The 24,414-nt window shown below is 62.7% G+C and carries 21 protein-coding genes; 8 read left to right on the plus strand and 13 right to left on the minus strand.

What is annotated here, in order from left to right:
• The first annotated feature begins 1 nt into the window (after position 1).
• From ACFRFQ_RS11310 to ACFRFQ_RS11320, 3 genes are all read left to right on the plus strand, one after another.
• Complete coding sequence (locus ACFRFQ_RS11310; protein ID WP_378656932.1) at positions 2–3,310, plus strand: UvrD-helicase domain-containing protein; 3,309 nt, start codon at positions 2–4, stop codon at positions 3,308–3,310.
• Positions 3,307–5,172 carry an exodeoxyribonuclease V subunit alpha gene (gene recD, locus ACFRFQ_RS11315; protein WP_378656934.1) on the plus strand — a complete coding sequence of 622 codons (1,866 nt, stop codon included), beginning with the start codon at positions 3,307–3,309 and terminating at the stop codon, positions 5,170–5,172. Before ACFRFQ_RS11310 ends, recD begins: the two co-directional genes overlap by 4 nt.
• Before the next feature lie 125 nt (positions 5,173–5,297).
• On the plus strand, positions 5,298–6,602 hold the full coding sequence (locus ACFRFQ_RS11320; protein WP_378656937.1) for a hypothetical protein: 1,305 nt from the start codon (positions 5,298–5,300) through the stop codon (positions 6,600–6,602).
• Positions 6,603–6,664: 62 nt separating this feature from the next.
• Here the strand turns inward: ACFRFQ_RS11320 and ACFRFQ_RS11325 are convergent, their stop codons facing one another.
• Positions 6,665–7,966: a TrpB-like pyridoxal phosphate-dependent enzyme gene (locus ACFRFQ_RS11325; RefSeq protein WP_378656940.1), complete on the minus strand. Its 1,302-nt coding sequence runs from the start codon at positions 7,964–7,966 to the stop codon at positions 6,665–6,667.
• A gap of 357 nt (positions 7,967–8,323) precedes the next feature.
• On the opposite strand from ACFRFQ_RS11325, the gene ACFRFQ_RS11330 reads away from it, so the two are divergent.
• A complete protein-coding gene (locus ACFRFQ_RS11330; RefSeq protein ID WP_378656942.1) occupies positions 8,324–8,902 on the plus strand; it encodes a TetR/AcrR family transcriptional regulator in 579 nt (192 codons plus the stop codon).
• Here the strand turns inward: ACFRFQ_RS11330 and ACFRFQ_RS11335 are convergent.
• The 4 genes from ACFRFQ_RS11335 to ACFRFQ_RS11350 all read right to left on the minus strand — a co-directional run bounded on the left by ACFRFQ_RS11335 (position 8,880) and on the right by ACFRFQ_RS11350 (position 12,226).
• The gene (locus ACFRFQ_RS11335) at positions 8,880–9,755 is read right to left on the minus strand and encodes an aldo/keto reductase (RefSeq protein ID WP_378656945.1); all 876 of its coding nucleotides are present in this window, start codon (positions 9,753–9,755) and stop codon (positions 8,880–8,882) included. The two genes, ACFRFQ_RS11330 and ACFRFQ_RS11335, sit on opposite strands and share 23 nt — an antisense overlap.
• Positions 9,756–9,817: 62 nt before the next feature.
• Positions 9,818–10,882 (minus strand): maleylacetate reductase, encoded by a 1,065-nt coding sequence (locus ACFRFQ_RS11340; RefSeq protein WP_378657432.1) that lies wholly within the window; start codon positions 10,880–10,882, stop codon positions 9,818–9,820.
• 2 nt (positions 10,883–10,884) lie between these two features.
• Positions 10,885–11,673, minus strand: a complete 789-nt coding sequence (locus tag ACFRFQ_RS11345; RefSeq protein ID WP_378656948.1) for a pirin family protein — start codon at positions 11,671–11,673, stop codon at positions 10,885–10,887.
• 37 nt (positions 11,674–11,710) lie between these two features.
• The gene (locus ACFRFQ_RS11350; RefSeq protein WP_378656951.1) at positions 11,711–12,226 is read right to left on the minus strand and encodes a VOC family protein; all 516 of its coding nucleotides are present in this window, start codon (positions 12,224–12,226) and stop codon (positions 11,711–11,713) included.
• 111 nt (positions 12,227–12,337) lie between these two features.
• Here ACFRFQ_RS11350 and ACFRFQ_RS11355 point away from each other — a divergent pair, with 111 nt between their 5' ends.
• Entirely contained in the window at positions 12,338–12,808 is a 471-nt protein-coding gene (locus ACFRFQ_RS11355) for a MarR family winged helix-turn-helix transcriptional regulator (protein ID WP_378656954.1), read from the plus strand.
• A gap of 62 nt (positions 12,809–12,870) precedes the next feature.
• Entirely contained in the window at positions 12,871–13,689 is an 819-nt protein-coding gene (locus ACFRFQ_RS11360; protein ID WP_378656957.1) for an HAD family hydrolase, read from the plus strand.
• Position 13,690: 1 nt separating this feature from the next.
• Here the strand turns inward: ACFRFQ_RS11360 and ACFRFQ_RS11365 are convergent, their stop codons facing one another.
• From ACFRFQ_RS11365 to ACFRFQ_RS11400, 8 genes are all read right to left on the minus strand, one after another.
• The gene (locus ACFRFQ_RS11365; RefSeq protein WP_378656959.1) at positions 13,691–14,578 is read right to left on the minus strand and encodes an alpha/beta fold hydrolase; all 888 of its coding nucleotides are present in this window, start codon (positions 14,576–14,578) and stop codon (positions 13,691–13,693) included.
• 216 nt (positions 14,579–14,794) lie between these two features.
• Positions 14,795–15,460: a hypothetical protein gene (locus ACFRFQ_RS11370; RefSeq protein WP_378656961.1), complete on the minus strand. Its 666-nt coding sequence runs from the start codon at positions 15,458–15,460 to the stop codon at positions 14,795–14,797.
• Positions 15,461–15,582: 122 nt separating this feature from the next.
• On the minus strand, positions 15,583–16,347 hold the full coding sequence (locus tag ACFRFQ_RS11375; RefSeq protein WP_378656963.1) for an SDR family NAD(P)-dependent oxidoreductase: 765 nt from the start codon (positions 16,345–16,347) through the stop codon (positions 15,583–15,585).
• A 384-nt stretch (positions 16,348–16,731) separates the two neighbouring features.
• Entirely contained in the window at positions 16,732–17,784 is a 1,053-nt protein-coding gene (locus tag ACFRFQ_RS11380) for an acyl-CoA dehydrogenase family protein (RefSeq protein ID WP_378656965.1), read from the minus strand.
• Positions 17,781–18,749 carry an acyl-CoA dehydrogenase family protein gene (locus tag ACFRFQ_RS11385; RefSeq protein ID WP_378656968.1) on the minus strand — a complete coding sequence of 323 codons (969 nt, stop codon included), beginning with the start codon at positions 18,747–18,749 and terminating at the stop codon, positions 17,781–17,783. Before ACFRFQ_RS11385 ends, ACFRFQ_RS11380 begins: the two co-directional genes overlap by 4 nt.
• A complete protein-coding gene (locus ACFRFQ_RS11390; RefSeq protein WP_378656971.1) occupies positions 18,746–19,906 on the minus strand; it encodes an acyl-CoA dehydrogenase family protein in 1,161 nt (386 codons plus the stop codon). Before ACFRFQ_RS11390 ends, ACFRFQ_RS11385 begins: the two co-directional genes overlap by 4 nt.
• On the minus strand, positions 19,906–20,778 hold the full coding sequence (locus ACFRFQ_RS11395; protein ID WP_033232406.1) for an enoyl-CoA hydratase: 873 nt from the start codon (positions 20,776–20,778) through the stop codon (positions 19,906–19,908). Before ACFRFQ_RS11395 ends, ACFRFQ_RS11390 begins: the two co-directional genes overlap by 1 nt.
• Positions 20,775–22,316 carry a FadD3 family acyl-CoA ligase gene (locus tag ACFRFQ_RS11400; RefSeq protein WP_378656974.1) on the minus strand — a complete coding sequence of 514 codons (1,542 nt, stop codon included), beginning with the start codon at positions 22,314–22,316 and terminating at the stop codon, positions 20,775–20,777. The genes ACFRFQ_RS11395 and ACFRFQ_RS11400 overlap by 4 nt, the downstream gene beginning before the upstream one ends.
• A 55-nt stretch (positions 22,317–22,371) precedes the next feature.
• Here ACFRFQ_RS11400 and ACFRFQ_RS11405 point away from each other — a divergent pair, with 55 nt between their 5' ends.
• Positions 22,372–23,601, plus strand: coding sequence for an acyl-CoA dehydrogenase family protein (locus ACFRFQ_RS11405; RefSeq protein WP_138871871.1), 1,230 nt, complete (start codon positions 22,372–22,374; stop codon positions 23,599–23,601).
• Positions 23,602–24,414 (plus strand): SDR family oxidoreductase, encoded by an 813-nt coding sequence (locus ACFRFQ_RS11410; RefSeq protein ID WP_138871872.1) that lies wholly within the window; start codon positions 23,602–23,604, stop codon positions 24,412–24,414.

A 24,414-nucleotide genomic window follows, 5' to 3' on the forward strand; every position in this document is an offset into this window, starting at 1 on the left:
CATGGACTTCGACCTACTTGGCCCCCTTCCTTCCGGGACCACGGTATTGGAAGCCAGCGCGGGGACGGGTAAGACCTACGCCATTGTGGGTCTGGCAACTCGGTGTGTCGCCGAAGGCGTAGCGGATATTTCGCAGGTACTGCTGGTGACGTTCAGTAGGGCTGCAACACAGGAGCTTCGGGAACGGACGCGTGAGCGGTTCGCCGGAGTATCGGCTGCACTGGCAGACGCGGACGGTGCTCGTTCTTCGGAGGATGTGTTGGTTCGTCATCTGGCGTCTGCACCCGGCAACGAGGTGGCACTTCGTCGCCGACGGCTTCTGCAAGCGCTCGCCGAGTTCGATTCCGGCACCATGACCACGACGCACAGCTTCTGTCAGCGGATGCTGGACGGTCTGGGTATCGCGGGTGAACGGGAACCGGATGCGACGTTTGTGGAATCGGTCGACGATTTGATCGACGAAGTTGTGTCCGATCTCTACCTGGTCCGCTACAGCGCCCTCGATACGTCCCCACCGTTTTCGGTCAAGGACGCGCTGGTTATCGCGCGGAGTGCGGTTGCCGACGGGCAAGCGGTACTCGAACCCGATGCCGATGAGGACACCATCCCGGGACAGCGGGTGTTGTTCGCGGCGGCAGCTCGAGGCGAAGTCGAACGACGCAAACGTGCCAGGGGGATTCGCGACTTCAACGACCTTCTGACCTTGTTGCACGGAGTGCTCGCCGATCCCGACTACGGACAGGAAGCCTGTCGCCGCGTGCGCGAGAAGTTTCGTGTCGTCCTGATCGACGAATTCCAGGACACCGACCCTCTGCAATGGGATATCTTGCGCCTCGCGTTTCACGGGCACACCACGCTGGTACTTGTCGGTGACCCCAAACAGGCAATCTACGCGTTCCGTGGAGCAGAGGTGCTGAGCTACCTCGACGCGGTTCAGCAGGCCGATTCACATCAGGAACTCACTACCAACTGGCGCAGCGATCCGGGTCTGCTTGCTGCGCTCGAGCATCTGTACGGTGGCGCTGCGCTGGGCAACGACAGCATCGTAGCCCACCCGGTTGCGGCGTCGCACAAGGTTTCCCGGCTTTCTTCTCAGCCGTCGATGCGTTTGCGCTATCTGCCGCGTACCGGCGCAGGCCCGCTCAATCGGTCGCAGTTTCCCGCAGTCGGCAGATTGCGGAGCCGAATCGCCGACGACCTTGCCTCCGATGTGGTGCGGGTGCTCTCGAGTGGTTCCGAGCTGAGTCTCGGCGGTGATCCACGGCGGGTTGTACCCGGCGACATCGCAGTCCTGGTGCGTAATCACAAGCAGGCCGAGATGATTCGTGCCGCGTTGGAACTTGTCGGTGTTCCGTCGGTGTTGACCGGCGGCTCCAGCGTCTTCGCGACGGCGAGCGCACGACATTGGCTGTGGCTGTTGCAGGCCGTCGAACAGCCTCACCGCGCAGATCGGGTCCGGCTGGCGGCCCTGTCGCCGATTCTGGGACATACGCCGGAGGCAATGGATGCCGACGGCGACACAATTGTGGCTGCCGTGTCGGGGCAGTTGCGCGTGTTTGCCGAGTTGTTCCAACGCATCGGGTTTGCCGCGGTGTTCGAAAGGATCTCCGGTGAAACAGGTTTGGAGAGAAGGGTCCTGTCATCGTCGTCCGGCGAACGTGAATTCACCGACCTGCGTCACGTGGCGCAATTGCTCGGCCGAGTTGCGGCCGAAGAATCGTTCGGGTTGAGCGCACTGGTGCGATGGTTGGGGGATCGCATCAAGGACCCGGCGTCGGGAAGCGTGAGTGATCGCAGCCGGCGTCTGGACAGTGACTCAGCGGCCGTGCAGATTGCCACAGTTCACGCCAGCAAGGGCCTCGAGTTTCCGATTGTGTACGTGCCCTTCGGTTGGGACAGCGTCGGCGGATTCGCCGGCGCCACCCAGATGCTCCACGATGGCGACGGACGCCGGATTCTCGACGTCGGTGGGGCGGAAGGGCCGGGATACAACGCCCGGAAGTTGACTGCGGAAACGGAGGGAGCCGGCGAAGAGTTACGTCTGCTGTACGTGGCACTCACCCGGGCGCAGTGTCAGCTTGTTCTCTGGTGGGCACCGTCATTCGGCACATCACGGTCTGCGCTGCACAGGTTGCTGCTCGGGCGTACCCCCGGAATCGTGGAGCCCGCCCGAGTGGTGAAAGTCCTCGACGACGGCGCCATTGCCGCACGATTGGAATCGTGGCCTGCAGACCGCTCCGATGTGATTTCCGTCGAGTCGGTCGGTCCGCACCCGCCGCCGGTCGATCGGTGGTCTGAATCCGTTTCGCAGAACTACGAATTGGAGGCAGCCCACTTCGATCGCGACCTGGACACACTGTGGCGCCGGACGTCGTACTCGGCATTGACGGCGGGCGCTCATCATGCCCCGCTCAGCGGCAGTGAGGTCGAGGATCCGGGGAAGGACGACGAACCGGAGGACTTCGTGGACGTCGGCACTGTAGAAGCCTCACCGCTGGAGGAGTTCCCGTCGCCGATGAACGGGCTCCCCGCCGGCGCTGCGTTCGGCACGCTGGTTCACGAAATTCTCGAAGTTGTCGATACCTCCGCTGCGGATCTACGTAGCGAACTCGAGACGCGATGTGTACAGGCGGTCGCCGCGCGTGCTGCGGACCTCGATCCGCACGCGCTGGCGGACGCCCTGCTTGCTGTCATGCACACGCCGTTGGGCTTCGGGACCTTGGCGACGATCGATCCTTCGGATCGACTGCCGGAACTGGACTTCGAGTTGCCGCTGGCCGGTGGCGACGATCCGGTATCGATGATGGTCACGTTGCGCCAGGTAGCCGAGCTACTCCGAAAGCATCTGCCGCACGACGACATTCTGGTGGGCTATACCGATCACCTGGGCCGCGTCGACGCCGTGCCGATGCGGGGATTCCTGACGGGCAGTATCGACGCGGTACTGCGCATTCCGGGGCCGTCGTTCGTTATCGTCGACTACAAGACCAACAGGCTGGGGCGCGGAGATCTCACAGCTGCGCATTACACCCGTGACCTGATGGCGGCTGAGATGATTCGCTCGCACTACCCGCTTCAAGCTCTGCTGTACTCGGTTGCACTGCATCGGTATCTGCGGTGGCGACTCGCGGATTACGATCCGGGGCGGCATCTGGGCGGAGCGCAGTATCAGTTTGTTCGCGGGATGCTCGGACCGGACAGTCCGCCGGAATGCGGTGTATTCGAGTGGAAACCGCCGGCCGCACTTATCGTCGAGTTGTCGGATCTGCTCGCGGGCCGATCTTCGTCCGGCGCATTGGAGTTCTCATGACCGAAGCGCAGTTGGCTCAGCGAGCCCGGGGGATCGTGCGGACGTTCAACGAGGCCGGGGTTCTTCTGGCCGCTGACGTCCATGTTGCTGTCAGATTGTGCACGCTGGGTGGGGAACCGTCGCTTGACGTGATGCTGGTGGCAGCATTGGCGGTTCGTGCAGTGCGCTCGGGATCGGTGTGCCTGGATCTACGACGCATGCGCGAAGTCAGCGTCGACGGGGCTACCGAAGCCGAACTTGCCGCGTTGCCCTGGCCGGAACCCGAAGCGGTGATCACCGCGCTGCGGTCGAGTCCCTTGGTGATCGGTGGAACGGCCGGGCCGCTGCGACCGCTGCGGCTTGTCGACACCGACGACGGGGAGTTGCTGTACCTCGACCGGTACTTCTTGCAGGAGCAGACAATTCGTCGGGTGCTCGACGAACGAGCCGAGACACATCCGGTGGTCGACACCGAACAGACGCGCATTCGATTGCAGACAACTTTCCAGGGGGATTCAGGTTCCGCGAGTGGCCCCGACCGGCAGCGGATCGCGGCGGCCCTGTCGCTCACACACTGGACAACGGTTATCGCCGGTGGCCCGGGGACCGGGAAGACCCATACGGTTGCACGTATTCTTGCGCTACTTATCGACGAGCACGGCAGCGGTTTACGAATCGGACTGGCTGCGCCCACCGGCAAAGCGGCTGCGCGTTTGCAGGAGTCGGTACGGGAGCAGGCGCAGCAGTTGAAACTTCCCGCAGATCTGACGGCGATGACGCTGCACCGTTTGTTGGGCTGGCAACGGGGCAGTTCCAGCCGATTCAAGTACAACGCGTCCAACCGTCTGCCGTTCGATGTGATCGTGGTGGACGAGACATCGATGGTGTCGTTGACATTGATGGCTCGACTACTCGAGGCTGTGCGTCCCGACGCGCGACTGCTGTTGGTCGGCGATCCCGATCAGTTGACATCGGTGGATGCCGGGGCGGTCCTCGCGGATCTTGTTGCACGACCGTCGAAGGCCGAGGGCAACAAGGCGCTGGCAGACATTGTCGGCGAGGACTTCGAACGTGGAGATACTGCCGAATCACTCACCGCGCAAGATCGTGAACGTCTGCGCGGCGGCATCGTTCAACTTTCCCGCGGCCGACGATTCGACGGAACGATTGCGCAGTTGGCGAGCGCGGTTCGGGAGGGCAAGGCAGAGGAAGTCATCAGTATCCTTCGTAGCGGTGATTCCAACGTGTCGTTTCACGCGCCCGAGGATCTGGACCCGCTGCGCAGCGATATCGTCGCGAGCTCTGAGTCCGCGACCCGATCCGCGAAACACGGTGACGCGGCGAGCGCGCTGAAAGCGATGGAAGCGCACCGCCTGCTGTGCGCACACCGCGACGGTCCGTACGGCGTCAGTCGGTGGGCAAAACAGGCAATGGACTGGGTGGGTGCCGCCTCCGGAGAGTTTCTGAATCCCGAACAGTGGTATCCCGGTCAGCCTCTGTTGGTCACAGCCAACGATTACGAGGTCGGTATCTACAACGGAGATACCGGGGTGATCGTCGAAGACGGCGACGGAGTGCTCATGGCAGCCTTTCAGCGCGGAGACAACACCTTCCAGTTGCACCCGAGTTCATTGTCTTCAGTGCAAACGGTCTATGCAATGACGATCCATCGAAGCCAGGGCAGTCAATACGACACTGTCTCCGTCATGTTGCCGGCGGAGGCGTCGTCGCTGCTGACTCGGGAGTTGTTGTATACCGCGATCACCCGCGCGCGAACTCATGTTCGGGTGATCGGAACAGAGGAGTCCGTGCGCGCCGGCGTCGAACGCCAAGTGCTTCGGGCCAGCGGCTTGCGTCGTGACATTCGTCCGTATTCCGGCTGAAATGGCTGCGTAGAGGCCGCTGGAAGCTCTCGACCTACCGGCGAGATTGAGCGTGTTCATATCTGGGTACGTACCTCTGTGCATGCTCCGCTGTCGATGCTTCATCGAGAGATACGAGACACTAGATGGACTCCGCTGATGCCGAACCGCTCAGTAGGTCGGAACGCGCCGAACTCGAGAAATTGCGTGCCGAATTTGCGGCCAGACAGCCGAGAGAGAGGCAACGAGGCGAGCATTCGGGTCTTCGCTGGATCGGCGTCTGGATCTTGCTCATCTTGATCCTGTTGCTGTCGTTCGCCGGTGTTCTCGCCCGTTATGCACGCAGTGAACTGCTCGATTCCGCACGTTATGTGCAGACGGTAGCGCCGCTGGGGTCGAACCCCGTCATCCAGGGTGAGATCACCGATCGGATTACCGATGAGATCGATTCCCAGTTGGACATCGAGAAGGTGACAGCGGACGCTCTGGCGACGCTCACCGAGAATGCGGAACGGGTGCCGCAAGTGGTGGTCGGACTTGCGCCGGTCATTGCTGATCAAGCGAAATCGTTCATTCACCAGACAGTTGGGTCGGTGGTGTCCTCGGACGCGTTCGAGAACCTGTGGGTAGAGGCGAATCGTGAAGCCCACCAGTCATTGACGGCGGTATTGACCGGCGACACCCGGGAAGCAGTCAACATCAGTGACAAGGGTGAGGTCAGTATCTCGTTGGCTCCGATGATCGAGAAGGCGCGTAGCGCACTCGTCGACCGGGGGTTCGCTTTTGCCGACAAAATTCCCGATGTCGACAAGTCGTTCGTGATCTTCGAATCCCCGAAGTTGGTCAAGGCGCAGCGTCTGGTGTCCGCGTTGGACAAAGCGTCCGCGGTGCTGCCGTGGGTAATCCTGATCCTTGCCGCCGGGGCGATCTGGTGCGCACCCAAGGGATCACGTCTGCGGACTTTGTCTCTGGTCGGAATCACCGTTGCCGTAGCGATGGCACTGCTGGCGGTCTCACTCAGCATCGGGCGCGCGGTGTATTTGGACGACATTCCCTCAGATGTTCTGTCGCAGCAATCTGCGGGGGTCATCGTCGATACGCTGCTCCTGCCGCTCAAGACCAGTTTGCGTGCCGTATTCGTTCTCGGAGTTGTGGTCGCGATCGTCGGCTATCTCACCGGTGGTTCGTCGTCGGCGCTGGCCGTCCGCCGCGGATTCAGCAAGGCAGTTGACTCGGTCAGATCGCCGAGTACGGATCGTGAACCACGAGCCATCGAGACGGTGTGCGCAAAATATATTGTGGCGCTTCGGGTTTTGATTGTCGTGATCGCTGTCGCCGTACTGGTTTTCTGGCGCTATCCGTCGGGAGTTGTCGTAGCGGTGACGGTGCTCGTGACAGTGGTCGCGTTGGTTGCGCTCGAGGTAATTGCGCGGCCGGCTCGGGTGCATTAGGGCCGTCATGCGCCTTTCTGGTGGTGAGCGACACCAGAAAGGCGCACCGGGTCCGAGGGGGCTTAGACGTACGGCGAGTACGCGGGCAGATCCAACTGTCCGTTGCCGGACAGACCGATCACGATCACCTCGGGTTCGGTGACGGAACGCGCGTGAGCGATCGCACCAGCAACTGCGTGGGTGGATTCCGGAGCCGGGATGATGCCCTCAGCGCGAGCGAAGATCAGGCCGGCGTTCAGTGCGTCGTCCTGATCGATGGCAATGGCATCCATCAGTCCCAGGTTGACGGCATGGGAGACCATCGGCGACATGCCGTGGTATCGAAGTCCACCCGCATGGATGGCCGGCGGGACGAAGTCTTTGCCCAGGGTGTGCATCTTGAGCAACGGGGTCAGGCCGGCAACGTCACCGAAGTCGTAGCGGTACTCGCCCTCGGTGAGCGACGGGCAGGCCGACGGCTCGCAGGCAACAAGACGAGTCTTGGTGCCCTCGCGCAGATTCCGGCCCAAGAACGGGAAGGTCAAGCCTGCCAGGTTGGAACCGCCGCCGGCGCAACCGAATACGGTATCCGGGACGGCGTCGCCGGCTTCTTCGAGCTGCACCATGGCTTCCTGGCCGATGACGGTTTGGTGCAGCATGACGTGGTTCAGGACGCTGCCGAGTGAGTAGTGCGTGTTCGGGTCCTGCGCGGCAACCTCGACTGCTTCGCTGATCGCCATGCCCAGCGAGCCGGTGGTGTCGGGATGCGACTCCAGCAGTGCGCGTCCGGCTTCCGTCAGATCCGACGGCGACGGGTGACAGATTCCGCCGTAGGCCTCCATCTGGATGCGGCGGTACGGCTTGGAGTCGAAGGACGAGCGAACCTGCCATACCTCGACGTCGAGTCCGAGCAGAGCGCCGGCGAAGGACAGCGACGCACCCCACTGACCGGCACCGGTTTCGGTGGTGAGCTTGGTAGTGCCCTCGATGGCGTTGTAGTACGCCTGAGCCACAGCGGTATTCGGCTTGTGTGAACCGACAGGGCTCACGCCTTCGTACTTGTAGTAAATGCGGGCAGGGGTTCCCAGCGCGCGCTCGAGGCGGTGTGCGCGGAAGAGAGGGGAAGGCCTCCACATGCCGTAGATCTCGCGGACGGTCTCGGGGATCTCGATGTACCGTTCCGTCGACACTTCCTGCGCGATGAGGTTCATCGGAAACAGCGGTGCCAGGTCCTCGGGGCCGAGTGGCTCGCGGGTACCCGGGTGCAGGTGCGGGGGAACAGGTTCGGGGAGGTCAGCCGCCAGGTTGTACCAGTGCGTCGGAACCTTCGACGGGATGGAAACGCCCAATGGTTCGAGCGAACGGTTGAATGGGGTGGTGGTCAACTAACTCTCCTTCGTGGATTTCGGTACCTGGTTCGCGGTATCGGGTGATCCAATGCTGGAGTGTTGCGGACCACCCGATCTCGTCTGGGCAGCACACAGGTGCGGCTGACCGTCAGCGGTCAGGCCACCAGCTGTGTGGAGCGGGGAAGGTCACGAGCCGATGGTACATCGCGTGCTTACCTGGTTGCTGAGCTGTCTCGGTCTGTGGACTGGGCGTGGATCGAGTGAACATGGTTTGTCTCGAGTGATCAGAGACTTCAGCTGGCAGGAAACCGTGCTCACTGTGCAGAAAGGGTGCTGGCGCCGGCACGTAGCATTGCGGGAAAGGCAGAGAAAGAAGAACGGAGGCGCTGTGCGATGGCAGACCTGAGCTCGCGTGAGCGAATGATCCGCAGCGCCGTCGAGTTGATCAGCCGCAACGGCGTCGACGCGACCTCGTTCAACGACGTGATCAAGCACAGCAGCGCGCCTCGTGGGTCCATCTACCACCACTTTCCGGGCGGTAAGACCCAGCTGATGGTCGAGGCGGTGCAAGCTGCGGGTGCCGTCATCACGCGTCGGATCAGTGCGGCATCGGCCACGGGATCGCCGGCCGACGTCATCGATGCCGTCGGCGATATCTGGCGACGCAACCTCGCGAACTCCGATTTTGCGATCGGCTGCCCGATCATTGCCGGCGGGCTCGCTCGGACGAGTGAACCCGAAGTTGCCGAGGCTGCTGCCGAGGTTCTGGCGGGTTGGCAGACACTCGTCGAGGCCGCGCTGGGCGAGGCAGGCTCACCGCCGGATCAGGCGCGGTCGATGGCAAATCTGACCATCGCCTCGATCGAGGGGGCCGTTGCGCTCTGTCAGACGACGCGCAGCATCGAGCCCCTCGAACGAGTAATGGAAACTCTGCAAGACCTGTCGAAAATTACTGTGGCGCACCGATATTAAGTTCGTCCGGATGTGCGCCGACGCGGGTGCCGTCGTCGAGCGTGGCGATTTCGCTGAGGTCCAGTTCGGTCAGTTCGAAGTCGAAGACGTCGATGTTCTCCGCGATACGGGCATCGTGTACGGACTTGGGAATGACGATGAGGCCGTTCTGCAGGTGCCAGCGGATCAGTATCTGCGCGGCTGACTTGCTGTGCCGATCACCGATTCGGGTGATGATCGGGTCCGTCAGGAGTGTGTTCGGCTTGGAGGCCGGACCCCATCCCGCGTTGCTGGTTCCGCCGAGTGGGCTCCACGATTCGACCGCGATTGCGTGCTCGGCCGCCTTCTCACGAATCGCGTGCTGAGGGAGATGGGGATGCAGTTCCACCTGGTCCACCGCGGGGAGCAGTCCACCTCGGTCAACCAGAAGTTGCAGGTGGTGGGGCTCGAAGTTGCAGACGCCGACAGCCTTCGCGCGGCCTGATTCGGCGATCTTCTCCATCGCGTCCCAAGTGCGGAGCAGTCGTTCCTTGTCCTGGAGCGGCCAGTGGACGAGGTACAGATCGACGTAGTCGACGCCCAGTTTCTCGATGCTGGTGTCGAATGCCGTCAACGCCGGCTCGTAGCCCTGATCGGAGTTCCACAGCTTTGTGGTCAGGAAGACGTCCTCACGGGCAACGGATGACGCGGCGATCCCGCGCCCGACGCCCTCTTCGTTGCCATAGGCGGCAGCGGTGTCGATGTGGCGGTAACCGGCGTCGTCGAGCGCAAAGCGCACAGCATGTTCGGTTTCGTCGTTGGTCGCCTGCCAGACTCCGAGGCCGAGTTGCGGGATGGTGATTCCGGAATTCAGCGTGATGTCAGGAATGCTCATGGATCAAGGCTAGCGATTTCGGTCGATCCGCGCCGGGTATGTCCGCGACGCGGTATTCGTTCTCACCGGACTTCCGGTCGCCGACCGGACCAGGCGTTCTCGAGGAGTTCGCCCAGGCCGGCAGCGGTGATCTCGCGCGGGTTCGGGTACGCGGCGGAAGTCGCGAGTTTCACGGCAGGGCCGATCTGATCGCGGCTCATTCCTAGTTCTCGCAGAGATGTCGGTCCACCGCAGGAAGCGACGAGATCAAAAACTCCGGTGGCAGCATCGGCTACACCCAGCACTGTTGCTATTCGCGCCATGACGTCCGGGACGGCGGGTGCGTTGTATGCCATCGCGTGGGGGAGGACAACGGTGTGGGTGGGGGCATGCGGCAAACCGAAGCTGCCCCCGAGGGTGTGACACAACTTGTGATGGAGCCCCATGCCGACTGTGCCCAAACAGGTTCCGGCCAACCAAGCCGATTTCAGCAGCTCGGCCCTTCCTTCCAGATTTCTCGGATCGCCGGCAACTGTGGGCAAAGCGCGCGCGATCCCGGAGATAGCCTCGATGGCCATCGAGTCGGTGATCGGATTGGAGTCGGTCGAATACAACGCTTCAACCGCGTGCGCCAGCGCGTTGACGGCACTGGTGACGGTAGTTTCCAGTGGCAGATCGAGGGTGAGATCGACGTCGTACACGACAGTTTCGGGTCTGATGTGCGGTGATGATCGAGTTACCTTGCGCCCGTTGGCTGTTTCACCCAGAACCGGAGTGACTTCTGATCCCGCGTACGTCGTCGGAACGATGATCTGATCGAATCCCGCCCGCAGTGCCAAGGCCTTGGACAGCCCGGTCGCCGAACCGCCGCCGATCGCGACGACGGCATCGACGTGATGCAGTTCGGCCAGAGCAAGCGCCGTGTCGGTGATGTCCACCGGAGTGTGCATTACGGCGCCGTCGAAGCGGACGGCCGCCCTGTCGCCGAGAGATTCGGTGACGGCGGCGGCAACCGCGTCCAGTCGACGGCTTGCCAGCACCATCACTCGGCTACGACCGAGTTGCCGCACTTCGTCGGCGATCGTGTCGATCGTCCCTTGGCCGAAGACGATTCGAGCAGGTGAAGCGGTGTACGAGAACGGCTTCACCGTCATCCCTGAGATACCGTGGCATGCATTTCCCAGACGATGACCTCGGCACCGGTGTCGGAGCTGACCTGCTGGCCTCCGCCGCCGGATACGCGCACGGCGTCACCTTCTTCGAGCACCCCGACGCCTTCCATGGCGGCTTGACCGTCGGCGACGAAGACGTGGAGGAACGGGGCATCCGGCAGTGTTACCGGCGCTCCGGGTTGAAGACGAGCGACGTGCATCGCGGCGTACTTGTTCTTGATCCGGATCGCCGAGTGATCGGCGTACGCATCCATGCCCGAGGCGACGGGAACCAGTCCACCGGCGAGTAGTTCGGCATCGATCTCCAACTGCTCGTAACCGGGCGTGATTCCGGCTTCGTCGGGGACGACCCACATCTGGATGAAGTGAACCGGGTCGCTGTGCTTGTCGGAATGCGCTCCGGCCACGTCACCGAGTCGCCACGAGTCGTTCTTCTCGGAGTGCAGGATGCCGGTTCCCGCGCTCATCCGCTGGGCGAGTCCGGGGTAGATGACGCCTGAATGACCCATCGAATCCTGATGTACGAGAGACCCTCTCAGTACCCAGGTGACGATCTCCATGTCCTGGTGCGGGTGGGTGTCGAATCCCATTCCGGGCGTGACGATGTCGTCGTTGTTGACCAGGAGGAGACCGTGGTGAGTGTTCTTCGGGTCGTAGTGATTGCTGAACGAGAACGAGTGCTTCGAGTCCAGCCAGCCGGCATTGGACTTGAAACGATCACCCGATCGGCGGATGTCGAAGGTCGGTTGCGACAAGGTGGAGGTCATGGGGTGCCTTCCGAACGGTGTGGGGGAGAGCAAGTTTTCAGAGGACGTGATTGCCGTACATCTCGCCGAGCGGGTCGGCGATCAACTCGAGTCGAGCGCCGTCGGGATCGCGGAAGTACAACGAAACCTCGCTGTGCTCGATCAGATCGATGCCGGCTTCGGTCAGCTTGGTGCGCAACGTCGCCCACTTGGCTGGTTCGACGCTGATCGCGATGTGGTGGAGGCCGCCGAGAACTTCTTGGTACGGGCCGACATCGAGACCGGGGAAGTCGAAGAAGGCCAGGAGATTGCCGTTGCCGATGTCGAAGAAGAAGTGCGAAGACCCGGGGTAGTCACGGTTCTCGATCAATTCGGTCAGGGGGAAGCCGAGGATGTCCTGGTAGAACGTCACGGTCCGCTCGACGTCACTGCTGATCAGGGCGGTGTGGTGCAGGCCGCGCGCCATCGACGCCGGTCGTTTGTCGGCGGGGATCAGATGCCGATCCCTGATTTCGGCACGGCGATCCTCGAACTGCACTGCATTATCGACTTGCACTGTGTTGTCGTCGCTCATGGCGCCCGCCTTTCGGTTGAAACTTCGTTCCGAACAAGTAGTTGACTGATCAACTAGATGAAGAATAGCTCATTTGATTTCGTTGTCAACTACTTCGGATATGCTGATGTCATGGAATCGACACAATGGTTGACCGACTCGGAGCAAACGGCTTGGCGGGCTTACCTGGACTCGACCCGCCTGCTTCAGCGCGTCCTCGATCAACAGTTGGTGCACGACTCCGATATTTCCTTCACGGATTTCGAACTGCTGGTCGCTCTCGCTGAGGCGCCCGGCCGACAACTGCGCATGAGTGAACTCGCCGACGCCGTGATGGCAACCCGTAGTGGCGTGACCAGGGCGGTCAATCGGCTGGTCAGTGTTGGTTGGGTTCGCCGGGTCGAGTGCGTCGACGACAAGCGTGGCGCCAATGCGGAGCTGACCGACCAGGGCGCCGAGAAATTGGCGTCGGCAAGCCCGGCCCACGTCGCCGCAGTGCGAAAGAACATGTTCGATCTGCTGAGCCCGCGAGACGTCGAGCGTCTCGGTGTGGTGTTCGGTGAGATGCGCCGCCACCTTCTGGGTGGCCAGTCAGGTAATTGACAGAGCAACGGTTCGGGTCATGTAGTTGGTGAGGGCCGCGAACGGACTGCCATCATTGTGTGGTGACCCGCATTCGAATGTTCGCAACCGACCTCGATGGCACACTGCTGCGCTCCGATCGAACGATTTCGGTGCGCACCGCGCAAGCTATGGAGAACGCGCGGCTGGCGGGGATCGAAGTTGTGTGGGCGACGGCCCGCGCTCGACATTCGGTACACACGTTGGCGAGTTCGTGCGGATTTCGCGGCAAGGCTGTGTGTGCCAATGGTGCTGTCATACTCGACCTCGCCGACGGGACTCCGCGGATCGTCGACACAGTCTCGATCGAAACATCCTTGGCGGCAACGGCTATGGAGCAAGTTCGCGCCCTGGTTCCGGGCGTTGTGTTCGCGAACGTCGGACCCACGCAGTTCTTTGCCGAGCCCGAATACGCTGCGCTGTGCGAGTTTGCGGACCATCACCGGCACTTGCACGAGATGGTGCTGGCCGACGCCTTGCCTCTCGATGTGGAACCGATGGTGAAGATTGTCGCCCGGCACGCGGAAGTTCCCAGCGCAGACCTGTACCGAACCGCGGTCGCTGCTGGCATCGAAGGTGTGGAGTTAACCCACTCGGGGGCCCCGTACATGGAGATGGCTGCAGCGGGCGTCTCGAAGGCAAGCGCCCTCGCGCAGTTGTGCGCGATCGATGGCATCGACGCGTCGGAAGTTGCGGCAGCGGGTGACGCGTTCAATGACGTTGCCATGCTGACCTGGGCCGGAACAGCATTGGCGCCGGCCAACGCCCGAGCTGAGGTCATCGAGCTCGCCGACCGAATTCTGCCCACGAACGACGAGGACGGAGTGGCAAGCTACCTCGAAGAGCTGGTCTCGGGTCGCTAGTTCAGCTACTGACGGCCTTGGGGCCGGTGCCTATGCCGACACCGCAGTCCGTCATGAATTCCGCGAATACCCGGTCGAAGCGGTCCGGGTAGTCCAGGTGCGGGAAGTGTCCGGCGCGGGGGAAGATTTCGACACGACCTCGGGGGAGTTCGGCGCGGGCGTTTTCGGTGTGCGCGTTGGGGATGATGGTGTCTTCGGCGCCCCAAACCAAGAGTGCCTGCAGATCCTGGAAGCTTGCGAAATGTGGTGTTGCTGCGACTGTTTGGCCTTGGTAATTGATCACCGAACGGGCCGTCGCAAGGAAAGCCTGCCGGGTTGCGGCGTCGGATACCGTCGCAAGGCTCTTGCGTGCCTCACTTGCGCTGGCACCCAATTTGAACAGTCCGACCTTGTTGAACAGTTCGATGACCTTGTCAGTGACGTCGGTGAGCGTCTTGGATGCGAGGACAGGTAGAACCAGTTCACTGCCAGGCAAGGTTGCAGCCCGCAGGAGTGGGCTGACTTCGGGGCCGAGGCCGCCGCTGGCTACCAGACACAGGCGCTCGACGCGGTCGGGGAACAAGTACATCGCTTGCATGGCGACGCCGCCGCCGAGGGAGTGACCGACCCACGTAGCGGAGGGGATGTCGAGTGCTTGCAGGAGGTCGCGGACCGTCGCGGCATGGGCGCTGAGGGAGTAGTCGCCGGCGGGCTTGTCGGAGGCGCCGTGCCCGAACAGATCGGGTGCGACGACGCGGTAGCGCCGCGACAGCGTCTCGATCTGCGGTTCCCAATTGGTATGTGCGCCGAGAAGGCCATGAATCAAGACGACAACGGGACCGTCGCCTTGATCGACGTATTTCAGCTGGTCACCGTGCAGTACAACGGTCTGCAATTGATCGGTTGCCATGGTTGAGCCTTTCGGAGCGGCCGGTCGGTCCAGTCGCTCGCGTGGAGTGAGGGCCGCATCTCCGCCCCGACGCGGATTCACGGTATTTGTGACCGGGAGTTACCCCAGTTCCCTCAGTATGCCCATCGCAGGTCGTCCTGTCGTGGTCATACCAGGTGTTGTGACGAATCGCGATAGTCGCGGCGAGGGGAGACGTAGAACTCAATTGAGTGCGGATCAGGCAAAGTCCTCGAGTCTTCCGAAGGTCAGAGCAACATCCCAAGGGTGGACGTTCCAGGTCTGGATGGCTGTCGTGGCGAAGATGCCTGCGGCTTCGATGGTCTCCTGCGACGCAGGCGCTGCGACAGAAACTCCCGGTTGATCGCTGGGGACTTCAGGCCAGACGCCGGTGTCGGTGGGCGCGGGTGCTGCTTCCATGACGGCATTGGCTGCGCCGTCCTCGCTGATCACGGCAAACAGACAATGGGGCTGGGCGGGAGCGTCCCAACCGCCCTGTTCCACCAGCCAGAACTCACTGCGTCCGGCAGCGGCGAGAGCAACGTGTGCGAGTGCCAGTTCGAGTTCTTCCCACGGATCTCCGTCGACGGGGATGGGATCGCCGAGTTGGAACGATCCAGCGACTTCGGCGTTGTCGGAAGAAGCGAAGCGCGGTTGCACCGACAGGGTGCCTGACTTCGCGTCCAGGAAGGCGATCTCCCGAGATCTGTTGTCCGGCATCATGGTACGGGCGATACGTCCGCGACCGGTTAGCTCGGCAAGGCCTTCGGGATTGTCGATACTCCACAGGCGGGTTTCGTCCTCGGACCACGTCCGGATCATTCCACTGACGACGGGACTGATCAGTACAGGTTCGAGATTCGTAGTATCTGTCGCTTCACTCATCGCGCGCTCCCACCGAAGTTCGTACCGCCGGACCGGTTCCAGGGGACTGTGGACAAGTATGCCGCCTTGTGCTGTGCGCGTTTGTCAACCGCGGGCGGTTAACAAACGCGCACAGTAGGCGATCACATATGCGTGCCACCATCGATGCGGATTTCGGTTCCGGTCACGAAGGAGCCGTCGTCGGATGCGAGCATCGCGATCACGCCGGCCACCGCGGACGGCGGAGCAAAACCGTCACCGATAGCCGGGAGTAGTTTGCCGAGCAGGGTGTAGTCGACGTCGGCGGGGAATCCGGGGTCGGAGGTCATTCCCGACGCGATGCTTCCCGGCGCGACGGCAACGGCCCGCAATCCTTGCTTGCTGTATTCGAGAGCGAGTGCATGCGTGAAGGATTGGATTCCGCCCTTGGACGCCGCATAGGCCGCCATGTACGGGTGGGCAAACGTCGCGGAGGTGGAACTGAAGTTGACGACAACACCGTTGCCGCTGTCCAGCAGAGCCGGAAGCGCTTCACGCGTCATGAGGAACGTGCCGGTGAGGTTGACGCCGATGACGGTGTTCCAGAAGTCGAGTGTCATATCGAGGGTGCGTTCGGAGCGCAGAATCCCGGCGGCATTGACCAGGACGTCCAGACCACCGAGCGTTGCAATCGCAGAACCGATCTGTTGCCGAACGGAGTCCTCTTTCGAGATGTCGACGGTGACGACGGTGAGGCGGTCAACGTGACCTGCGGCAGCTGCCGCGGCTTGGGTGAGTTCCAGCCCTGCTTCGGAAATATCCGCGGCAACGACGGTTCCGCCCTCGTCCAGGATTCGAGCCACAGTGGCTTGCCCGATGCCGGACCCGGCACCGCTGATGAGGACGCGCTTGTTGTCGAATCGGTTCATGAAAACTCTCCGGTCTGTGGAAGAAACGATGCTGCTACTTCCGATTCTCCGGGGAAAAAAGCCCGAAACCAGGGGTTCTCCCATTGAGCGAACATGTGACAGCTAGGCCGGAATTGCGTACAGCACAAAGCTGTACGTAGCGCGGCGCTGGTCGGGTCACCGCGAGATGAAAGGAGGAATCCTGCTCACCGACCATGCATTCTCCAACCGCCATGAGCTACGGGTGGAGTGAGTTTGACGCCAAAGCAATTTCGACCGTATTCCCACTGCGAGGTTTTAGGCGAGCGTTCGGGTGAAAGATGCACATTTGTAACTCGATTGTGCTGAACACGCGGAAGCCCCCTCAGTCCGTTTCCAGACTGAGGGGGCTTCGACTGCGGTTTGTTACAGCCCTGCGGCAGTTGCCAACTCAGGCAGGTAGGCACTCGGCTGACCGAACAACTGTGCGCTACTGTGCGCACGCTTGAAGTACAGCTGAGCGTCGTGCTCCCAGGTGATGGCGATTCCGCCGTGCAACTGAACTGCTTCGGACGTGATCTGCTGGAAGGCCTCCGAGCAGTACACCTTGGCGACAGCTGCGTCACCGGCGGACTGCGTCGCTACGGCGGCGTAGGTCATCGACCGCGCGGTCTCGACCAACGTGTACATGTCGGCCATCCGGTGCTTGAGGGCCTGGAAGGACCCGATTGCGCGACCGAACTGCTTGCGGGACTTGGTGTATTCCACGGTCTGTTCGACGATGGCCGCGGCTGCACCCACCTGCTCGGCGGACAGTGCGATCAGCGCAACCGTTCGGATGCGATCGACCAAGTCCGCAGACCATGCGAGAGGGCGCCCGCGAACACCGGAGAACGTGACCTCCGAAAGCGTGCGCGTCGGGTCCATGGTGGGGACGCGTCGGCGGGATACACCCTCGGCTTGGGGATCGACTTCGTAGAAACCGTCGGCCGTCAGCACGAGCAACGTGTCGGCGACGTGTCCGTCGAGGACGTAGGCAGCGGTGCCGTTCAATGCATCCTCGGTTGCCTCGACGCCAAAGGTGTTCCAACCGCCCGTGCCCGCCCAGCACAGTGCAAGAGTGCTTTCGCCGGCCGCGACGCCGGGGAGCAGACGTGAGCAGGCGTCGGTATCACCCGAGAGCAACAGAGCCTGTGCAGCGAGAATCGCGGAACCCAGCATCGGCGACGGTGTCAACGTGCGTCCCAGTTCTTCCTGGACCACATGAACTTCGGCCAGGCTCGCGCCGACGCCGTCGAATTCTTCGGGAATCGCCAGTGCAGCGACGCCGATCTGCTCACACAGCTTGCTCCACAGTGCGGCGTCGTAGCCGTTGTCCGTGGTGATGGCGGCGCGGACGGCAGCGGAGTCGGAATGCTTGCTCAGGAGGTCGCGTACCGACGCGCGTAGTGCTGCCTGGTCCTCGGTGTCGATGCTCATGACGCCGAGACCAGTGAATCGACGACGCGGGAGCGGTGCATTGCCGGAGTGCCCCACGCGGTGAGCAGTGCTCGTACCTTGGTGAGCCACAGCGAGAGATCGTGTTCCATCGTGTATCCGATGGCGCCGTGAACCTGGAGTCCGACGCGTGCGGCCTTGTACGCGGCGTCACCGCAGGCAACCTTGGCTGCGGAGATGTCACGCGAAGCGTCTGCGGACTGATCGCGCACCGACAGCGCGGCACCGTGCAGGAGCGGGCGAGCCATCTCGAGGGCAACCGCAACCTCGGCGAGGTGATGCTTCATGGCCTGGAACTGTCCGATGACCTTGCCGAACTGCTTGCGCTGCTTCGCGTATTCGGTCGTGACCTCGAGCAATGTCTGGCCGAGGCCCTGAAGCTGAGCAGCGGTGGCGAGGGCACCCATGTCGAAGGCTGCCGAGAAGCCGGCGGAGCCGAGCGACTCGCCGGCGGAAACCTCGAAGAGCTTGCGCGAGAGATCCACCGATGCCTTGGCTTCGCCGGGAAGGCCGAGGCTGACTGCGCCGTCCTGTGCAAGCAGAACCAGGTCAACCGAGTTGGCGTCAACCGCAAACGGCGTGTGCGGGGGAGCGGCGACGGTTGCCAGTGAACCCTCGGCGAGAGCGGAGAGGCGTTCCGGTGCAACGGAAGCCAGCAGTGTCGGTGCTACCGCGATGGTCTCGGCGACCGGGCCAGGAACCGCATGGCGGCCGAGCTGCTCGAGGGCAACAACCAGATCGACGGCGTCGGCGCCCAGGCCGTCGTGCTCTTCGGCGATGACAAGTCCGTTGACACCGGTCTCGGCGAGCCGTTGCCACAGCTTCTTGCCTGGAGCGGTGTCACCGTCGTTCCAGGAGCGGATGACGGCGGGCATGTCGGACTTGGTGAGCAACGCATCGATGCTCGCAGCGAAGTCCTGGTGGGAGGAGTCGAGCGCGAATCTCATCGGTCCGCCTTAGGTAGGCCGAGCAGACGCTCAGCGATGACATTTTTCTGAATCTCGTTGGTGCCTGCGTAGATCGGGCCGGACAGGGAGAACAGGTATCCGTCCATCCAGTTGTCGGCCAGTTCGGCTTCGGGGCCTTGCAGTTCGAGGGCGGTCTCGTGGGTAGCGATGTCCCACTCGGACCAGAAGACCTTGTTGATCGAGGACTCGGCACCGAGTTGGCCGCCATCGGCGAGACGGGTGACGGTGCCGAACGTGTTGAGCTGGTAGGCGCGAGCGCCGATCCAGGCGTCGGCGACCTGGTTGCGCAGTGCGCTGTCGTCCGTGTGTCCGCTGGCCTTGTACAGCTCGAGGAGGCGGTCGACGGTGGCGAGGAAACGGCCGGGACTACGAAGGGACAGGCCACGCTCGTTGCTGGCGGTGCTCATCGCGACCCGCCAGCCTTCGTTGACGCTGCCGATCACGCCGGATTCACCCGGGTTGGCCGGGTCGTCGGGAACAAAGACGTCCTCGAGGAAGATCTCGGCGAAGCCGGGCTCACCGTCGAGCTGATCGATCGGACGCACGGTAACGCCCTTCGATCGGAGGTCGAACATGAAGTAGGTAATGCCCTTGTGGCGCTGCGCATCCGGATCGGAGCGGAACAGGCCGAAGCCCCAGTCGGCGTAGCTGGCCCGTGAGCTCCACGTCTTCTGGCCGTTGAGCAGCCAGCCGCCGTCGACCTTCTTGGCGCTCGAACGCAGGCTGGCGAGGTCGGAACCGGACTCGGGCTCTGACCAGGCCTGTGCCCAGATGTCGTCGGCGCGGGCCATGCGCGGCATGATGCGTGCCAACTGCTCGGGATTGGCGTGCTCGAAAAGCGTGGGAGCGAGCAGGAAGATGCCGTTCTGGCTGACGCGTCCGGGTGCGCCCGAGCGGTAGTACTCCTCCTCGAAGATGACCCACTCGAGCAGCGACGCGTCGCGTCCGCCGAGTTCCTTGGGCCACGAGACAACGGCGTAGCCGGCGTCGGCGAGAGTGTGCTCCCACTGGCGATGTTCTTCGAAGCCCTCGGCGGTGTCCATCGACTTCAGGGGAGTGGCGGGCACATTCGCCTCCAGGAACGAGCGGACCTCGTCACGGAATGCGGTTGTGGCGTCGTCGAATACGAGATCCACTAGTTTGTTCCTTCCTGCGGTGTGCGAGCACTGGCAGCCATAGCTTTGGCGTCGAGACCACCAAGCGAGTCCTTGCCTACCTCGGCGTTGTGAGCGTGAGCGAAGTGATGCAGACCGAAGACGGAATCGATGCCGTTGCGCATCCCCATCTGATCCTCACACTGGTTGACGGCCTTCTTGGTAAGTGCCAGTCCGAAGCGCGGCATCTCGGAGATACGTTCGGCAAGTGCAAACGTCTCCTTCTCGAGATCGTCGCGGGAAACAACACGATTGACCATGCCGATTTCGTAGGCACGCTGCGCGGTGAACCGGTCGCCGGTGAAGAGCATTTCCTTGGCGAATCTCGAGCCCACCATCCACGGATGCGCAAAGTACTCCACGCCGGGGATGCCCATGCGGACAACGGGATCGGAGAAGAACGCGTCGTCGGCGGCGACGATCATGTCGCAGACCCACGCAAGCATGAGACCGCCGGCGATGCAGGCACCCTGCACCATGGCGATGGTGGGCTTGGGGATCTCCCGCCAACGGCGGCACATTCCCAGGTACACCTCCATCTCGCGAGCGAAACGTTGGTCACCACCGGGCTTGTCGACGTGATCCCACCACATGGCGGCTTTGTTCTCGTACTCGACGTGATGGTCGCGGCCCGGTGTTCCCAAGTCGTGTCCAGCACTGAAATGAGGTCCGTTGCCCGCCAGGACAATGACTTTGACGTCGTCGTCGTCGACGGCGCGCTGGAAAGCAGCGTCGAGTGCGTACGTCACCACCGAGTTCTGAGCATTGCGGTAATCGGGACGGTTGAGCGTAACGACGGCCACGGTGCCACGGACCTCGTAGGTCACGACATCGGCTTCGAAAGGAACGGTCATGACTTTTCCTCACGCAGAACAGTTTTGAGAATCTTGCCCGAAGGGTTGCGGGGGAGGTGATCGACGAAGTGAACTTCGCGCGGCACCTTGAATCCGGCGATCTTTGCCTTGAGGAAAGCGATGACGGATTCTTCGGTCAGTCCGGCACCGTCGAGCTGAGCGATGTAGACGCGGCCGACCTCGCCCATCCGGTGATCGGGAATGCCGATTACAGCCGCTTCGTGGACGCCGGGCAGACGAGCCAGCATTCCTTCGATCTCGGCGGGGTAGACGTTGAATCCGCCGCTGACGTACATGTCCTTGAGGCGGTCGGTGATGTCGAGATATCCACGCTCGTCGAGGGTTCCGACGTCACCGGTGTGCAGCCAACCGTCGGCGTCGATGGCCTTGGCGGTGGACTCGGGATCGTCGAGGTATCCGAGCATGACATTCGGTCCGCGTAGCAGGATCTCGCCCTGATCGCCGATCTTGACCTCGAAATCAGCTGTCGCGCGGCCCGAACTCGTGGACACCGTGACCGGGTCGTCGTCGGTGCGGCACATGGTGGCCACCACGGCCTCGGTCAGGCCGTAGGCGGTGAGAACCGCGTCGAACAGTTCGCTTTGCATACGCTCGACCAACGCGACGGGGACCGGAGCGGCGCCCGTGATGGCGATGCGCAGCGACGACAGGTCGTACTCACCGCGGCGGGGATGATCGAGGATCGTCTGGTAGATCGTCGGAGCGCCAGGAAGGATGCTGATCTTCTCACGGTTGATCAGCGACAGGGTCTCGTCGATGTTGAAGACGGACACCGGCACGATGGTCGCACCGTTCAGAAGGCAGACCAGGATTCCGGCCTTGTACCCGAAGGTGTGGAAGAAGGGGCTGATGATCAGGAAGTTGTCATCCGCAGTGACCTCGGCATTATCTCCCCAGGACTGGGCGACGCCGATCGACTGACGGTGGGCGCTGATCGCGCCCTTGCTGCGTCCCGTCGTGCCCGAGGTGAAGAGGATGTCGCTGACATCGTCGGGCGTCACTGCTTCTGCCCTGGCGTCGGCTTCGGCGCGGGTGGCGTCGGTCGCGAGGGCGAGGAAGTCCTCGAACTCGATGACGCCCTCGCGTGCGTCGTCGCCGTCTGCAGGCACGCGGATCACGGTCGGAATCGACAGGTCGGGATTTGCGTCGAGTAGCTGCTGGTATCGATCGGCCTTGAGGAACTTGCCGACGATTACCAGAGCGGCCGCGTCGACGCGCTCGACGATGTCGAGTGCCTCGGTGCCCGTATATCTGGTGTTGATCGGGATGATCGCTGCTCCGGCGTACTGCGCGCCGAGGAGTGCGATCACCCAGTGGTGGGTGTTGGGTGCCCAGATGACAACACGGTCGCCTGCCTTCACTCCACGCGCGATCAGTGCGCCCGCAAAATCGCGTACACGCTGGTGCAACTGTGCAAAGGTCAGTCGGGTGTCGCCATCGGCAATTGCCGCGAGCTCACCGAACTCCTCGGCGGCCCGGATGAGGGCTGATGGGATGGTTCTCGGTTGATCGGTCACTGGACTCCTACCTGACACGCTACCTAGCAAGTGCTTGGTAGGTTATCTTACATATGTGGACCAGAGCGAGAGCCCGGACGGGCAGATGACGGACGACGAGTTTGCGGCAGAAGTTTCGCAGTGGCTGGCAGAGAACCTGACCGGCAAGTTTGCCCAGCTCAAGGGTAAGGGCGGACCGGGCAGCGAGCATGAGTTCTTCGAGCAACGCCTCGAATGGGACAAGCATCTCGCAGCCTCCGGCTGGACCTGCCTGGGATGGCCCAAGGAGTTCGGTGGCCGCGGAGCCACCATCTCCCAGCAAGTTGTCTTTCATCAGGAATACGCGAAGTCGGGTGCCCCCGCACGCGTCAGCCACATCGGCGAAGAACTTCTCGGTCCGACCCTGATCGCCTACGGAACGGACGAGCAGAAGCGTCGCTTCCTGCCGGGCATCAACACGGTCAGTGAACTGTGGGCGCAGGGATACTCCGAGCCCGGTGCCGGCTCCGACCTGGCAAACGTCTCGACGACGGCCCGTCTCGAAGACGGCAAGTGGATCATCAACGGCCAGAAAGTGTGGACGTCGCTCGCGCACGTCGCACAGTGGTGCTTTGTCGTGTGCCGCACCGAGGTCGGATCCAAGCGTCACCAGGGCCTGAGCTTCCTCCTGGTACCCCTGGACCAGCCCGGTGTGACCGTGCGTCCCATCCAGCAGCTCACCGGCACCTCCGAATTCAACGAGGTCTTCTTCGACGACGCTGTCACCGACGCGGACCTCGTGGTCGGCGAACCGGGTGAAGGCTGGAAGATCGCCATGGGCCTGCTCACCTTCGAGCGTGGTGTGTCCACACTCGGTCAGCAGATCGGGTTCGCCCGCGAACTGCAAGGCGTCGTCAACCTGGCGAAGGCCAACGGCAGCGACCAGGATCCGCACATCCGCGAGAAGATCGCGCGGGCCTGGGTGGGCCTACGCGTCATGCGTGCCCACGCCATGCGTACCCTCGACGCGGTCGACGCCGGAACAGGTGGCGGCGAAGCATCCGTCGCAAAACTGTTGTGGGCCAACTGGCACCGTGACCTCGGCCAGCTCGCGATGGACGTGCAAGGTGCGTCGTCGCTGGTTGCACCTTGGGAGAATTCCGAAGGCCAGCCCTCGGACATCACCGATCCCGAGCACCTCGAACTGGACGAGTGGCAGCGACTGTTCCTCTTCACTCGCGCCGACACGATCTACGGCGGCTCCAACGAAATTCAGCGCAACATCATTTCCGAGCGCGTGCTCGGTCTTCCCCGAGAGGCTCGTTAAATGTCTGACTCCACAGTGGTTTCGCCCTTGTCCGTCGCACCGGAGGAAACTCCGGGCCACGGATTACTGAAGGGCAAGAAGGCCATCGTCACTGCAGCCGCCGGTACGGGCATCGGTTTCTCGACCGCGCGTCGTGTCCTGATGGAAGGCGGCGACGTCCTCGTCTCCGACTTCCACGAGCGTCGTCTCGGCGAGACCGTCGAGAAGCTGAAGGCCGAATTCCCCGGCCAGCAGGTCGAATCGATCATCTGCGACGTCTCCAGCACGGCGCAGGTCGACGCACTCTTCGACGGCGGCGCCGAGAAGCTGGGCCGCATCGACATCGTGGTCAACAACGCGGGCCTCGGCGGCGAAACTCCCGTCGTCGACATGACGGACGATCAGTGGGATCGCGTCATCGACATCACCCTCAACAGCACCTTCCGCGCGACGCGCGCAGCACTGCGGTACTTCAAGAGCGTCGAACACGGCGGCGTTCTCGTCAACAACGCGTCGGTCCTCGGCTGGCGCGCACAGCACTCGCAGGCGCACTACGCAGCGGCCAAGGCCGGCGTGATGGCACTGACGCGCTGCAGCGCGATCGAGGCCGCCGAGTACGGCGTCCGCATCAACGCCGTCTCCCCGTCCATCGCCCGCCATGCCTTCCTGGCAAAGGTCACCAGCGAAGAACTGCTCGACCAGCTGGCGTCCGGTGAGGCCTACGGCCGCGCAGCCGAGGTGTGGGAAATCGCTTCGGTCATCGCGATGCTGGCGAGCGACTACACGACGTACATGACCGGCGAGATTGTTTCTGTTTCTTCGCAGAGGGCGTAG

The sequence above is a fragment of the Rhodococcus sp. NPDC056743 genome, from assembly GCF_042790355.1.
GTDB lineage: Bacteria > Actinomycetota > Actinomycetes > Mycobacteriales > Mycobacteriaceae > Rhodococcus_F.

Coding starts and splice junctions, on each gene's coding strand:
- ACFRFQ_RS11310 (WP_378656932.1), top strand. CDS start 2: ATGGACTTCGACCTACTTGGCCCCCTTCCTTCCGGGACCACGGTATTG.
- recD (WP_378656934.1), top strand. CDS start 3,307: ATGACCGAAGCGCAGTTGGCTCAGCGAGCCCGGGGGATCGTGCGGACG.
- ACFRFQ_RS11320 (WP_378656937.1), top strand. CDS start 5,298: ATGGACTCCGCTGATGCCGAACCGCTCAGTAGGTCGGAACGCGCCGAA.
- ACFRFQ_RS11330 (WP_378656942.1), top strand. CDS start 8,324: ATGGCAGACCTGAGCTCGCGTGAGCGAATGATCCGCAGCGCCGTCGAG.
- ACFRFQ_RS11335 (WP_378656945.1), bottom strand. CDS start 9,755: ATGAGCATTCCTGACATCACGCTGAATTCCGGAATCACCATCCCGCAA.
- ACFRFQ_RS11345 (WP_378656948.1), bottom strand. CDS start 11,673: ATGACCTCCACCTTGTCGCAACCGACCTTCGACATCCGCCGATCGGGT.
- ACFRFQ_RS11350 (WP_378656951.1), bottom strand. CDS start 12,226: ATGAGCGACGACAACACAGTGCAAGTCGATAATGCAGTGCAGTTCGAG.
- ACFRFQ_RS11355 (WP_378656954.1), top strand. CDS start 12,338: ATGGAATCGACACAATGGTTGACCGACTCGGAGCAAACGGCTTGGCGG.
- ACFRFQ_RS11365 (WP_378656959.1), bottom strand. CDS start 14,578: ATGGCAACCGATCAATTGCAGACCGTTGTACTGCACGGTGACCAGCTG.
- ACFRFQ_RS11370 (WP_378656961.1), bottom strand. CDS start 15,460: ATGAGTGAAGCGACAGATACTACGAATCTCGAACCTGTACTGATCAGT.
- ACFRFQ_RS11375 (WP_378656963.1), bottom strand. CDS start 16,347: ATGAACCGATTCGACAACAAGCGCGTCCTCATCAGCGGTGCCGGGTCC.
- ACFRFQ_RS11380 (WP_378656965.1), bottom strand. CDS start 17,784: ATGAGCATCGACACCGAGGACCAGGCAGCACTACGCGCGTCGGTACGC.
- ACFRFQ_RS11385 (WP_378656968.1), bottom strand. CDS start 18,749: ATGAGATTCGCGCTCGACTCCTCCCACCAGGACTTCGCTGCGAGCATC.
- ACFRFQ_RS11395 (WP_033232406.1), bottom strand. CDS start 20,778: ATGACCGTTCCTTTCGAAGCCGATGTCGTGACCTACGAGGTCCGTGGC.
- ACFRFQ_RS11410 (WP_138871872.1), top strand. CDS start 23,602: ATGTCTGACTCCACAGTGGTTTCGCCCTTGTCCGTCGCACCGGAGGAA.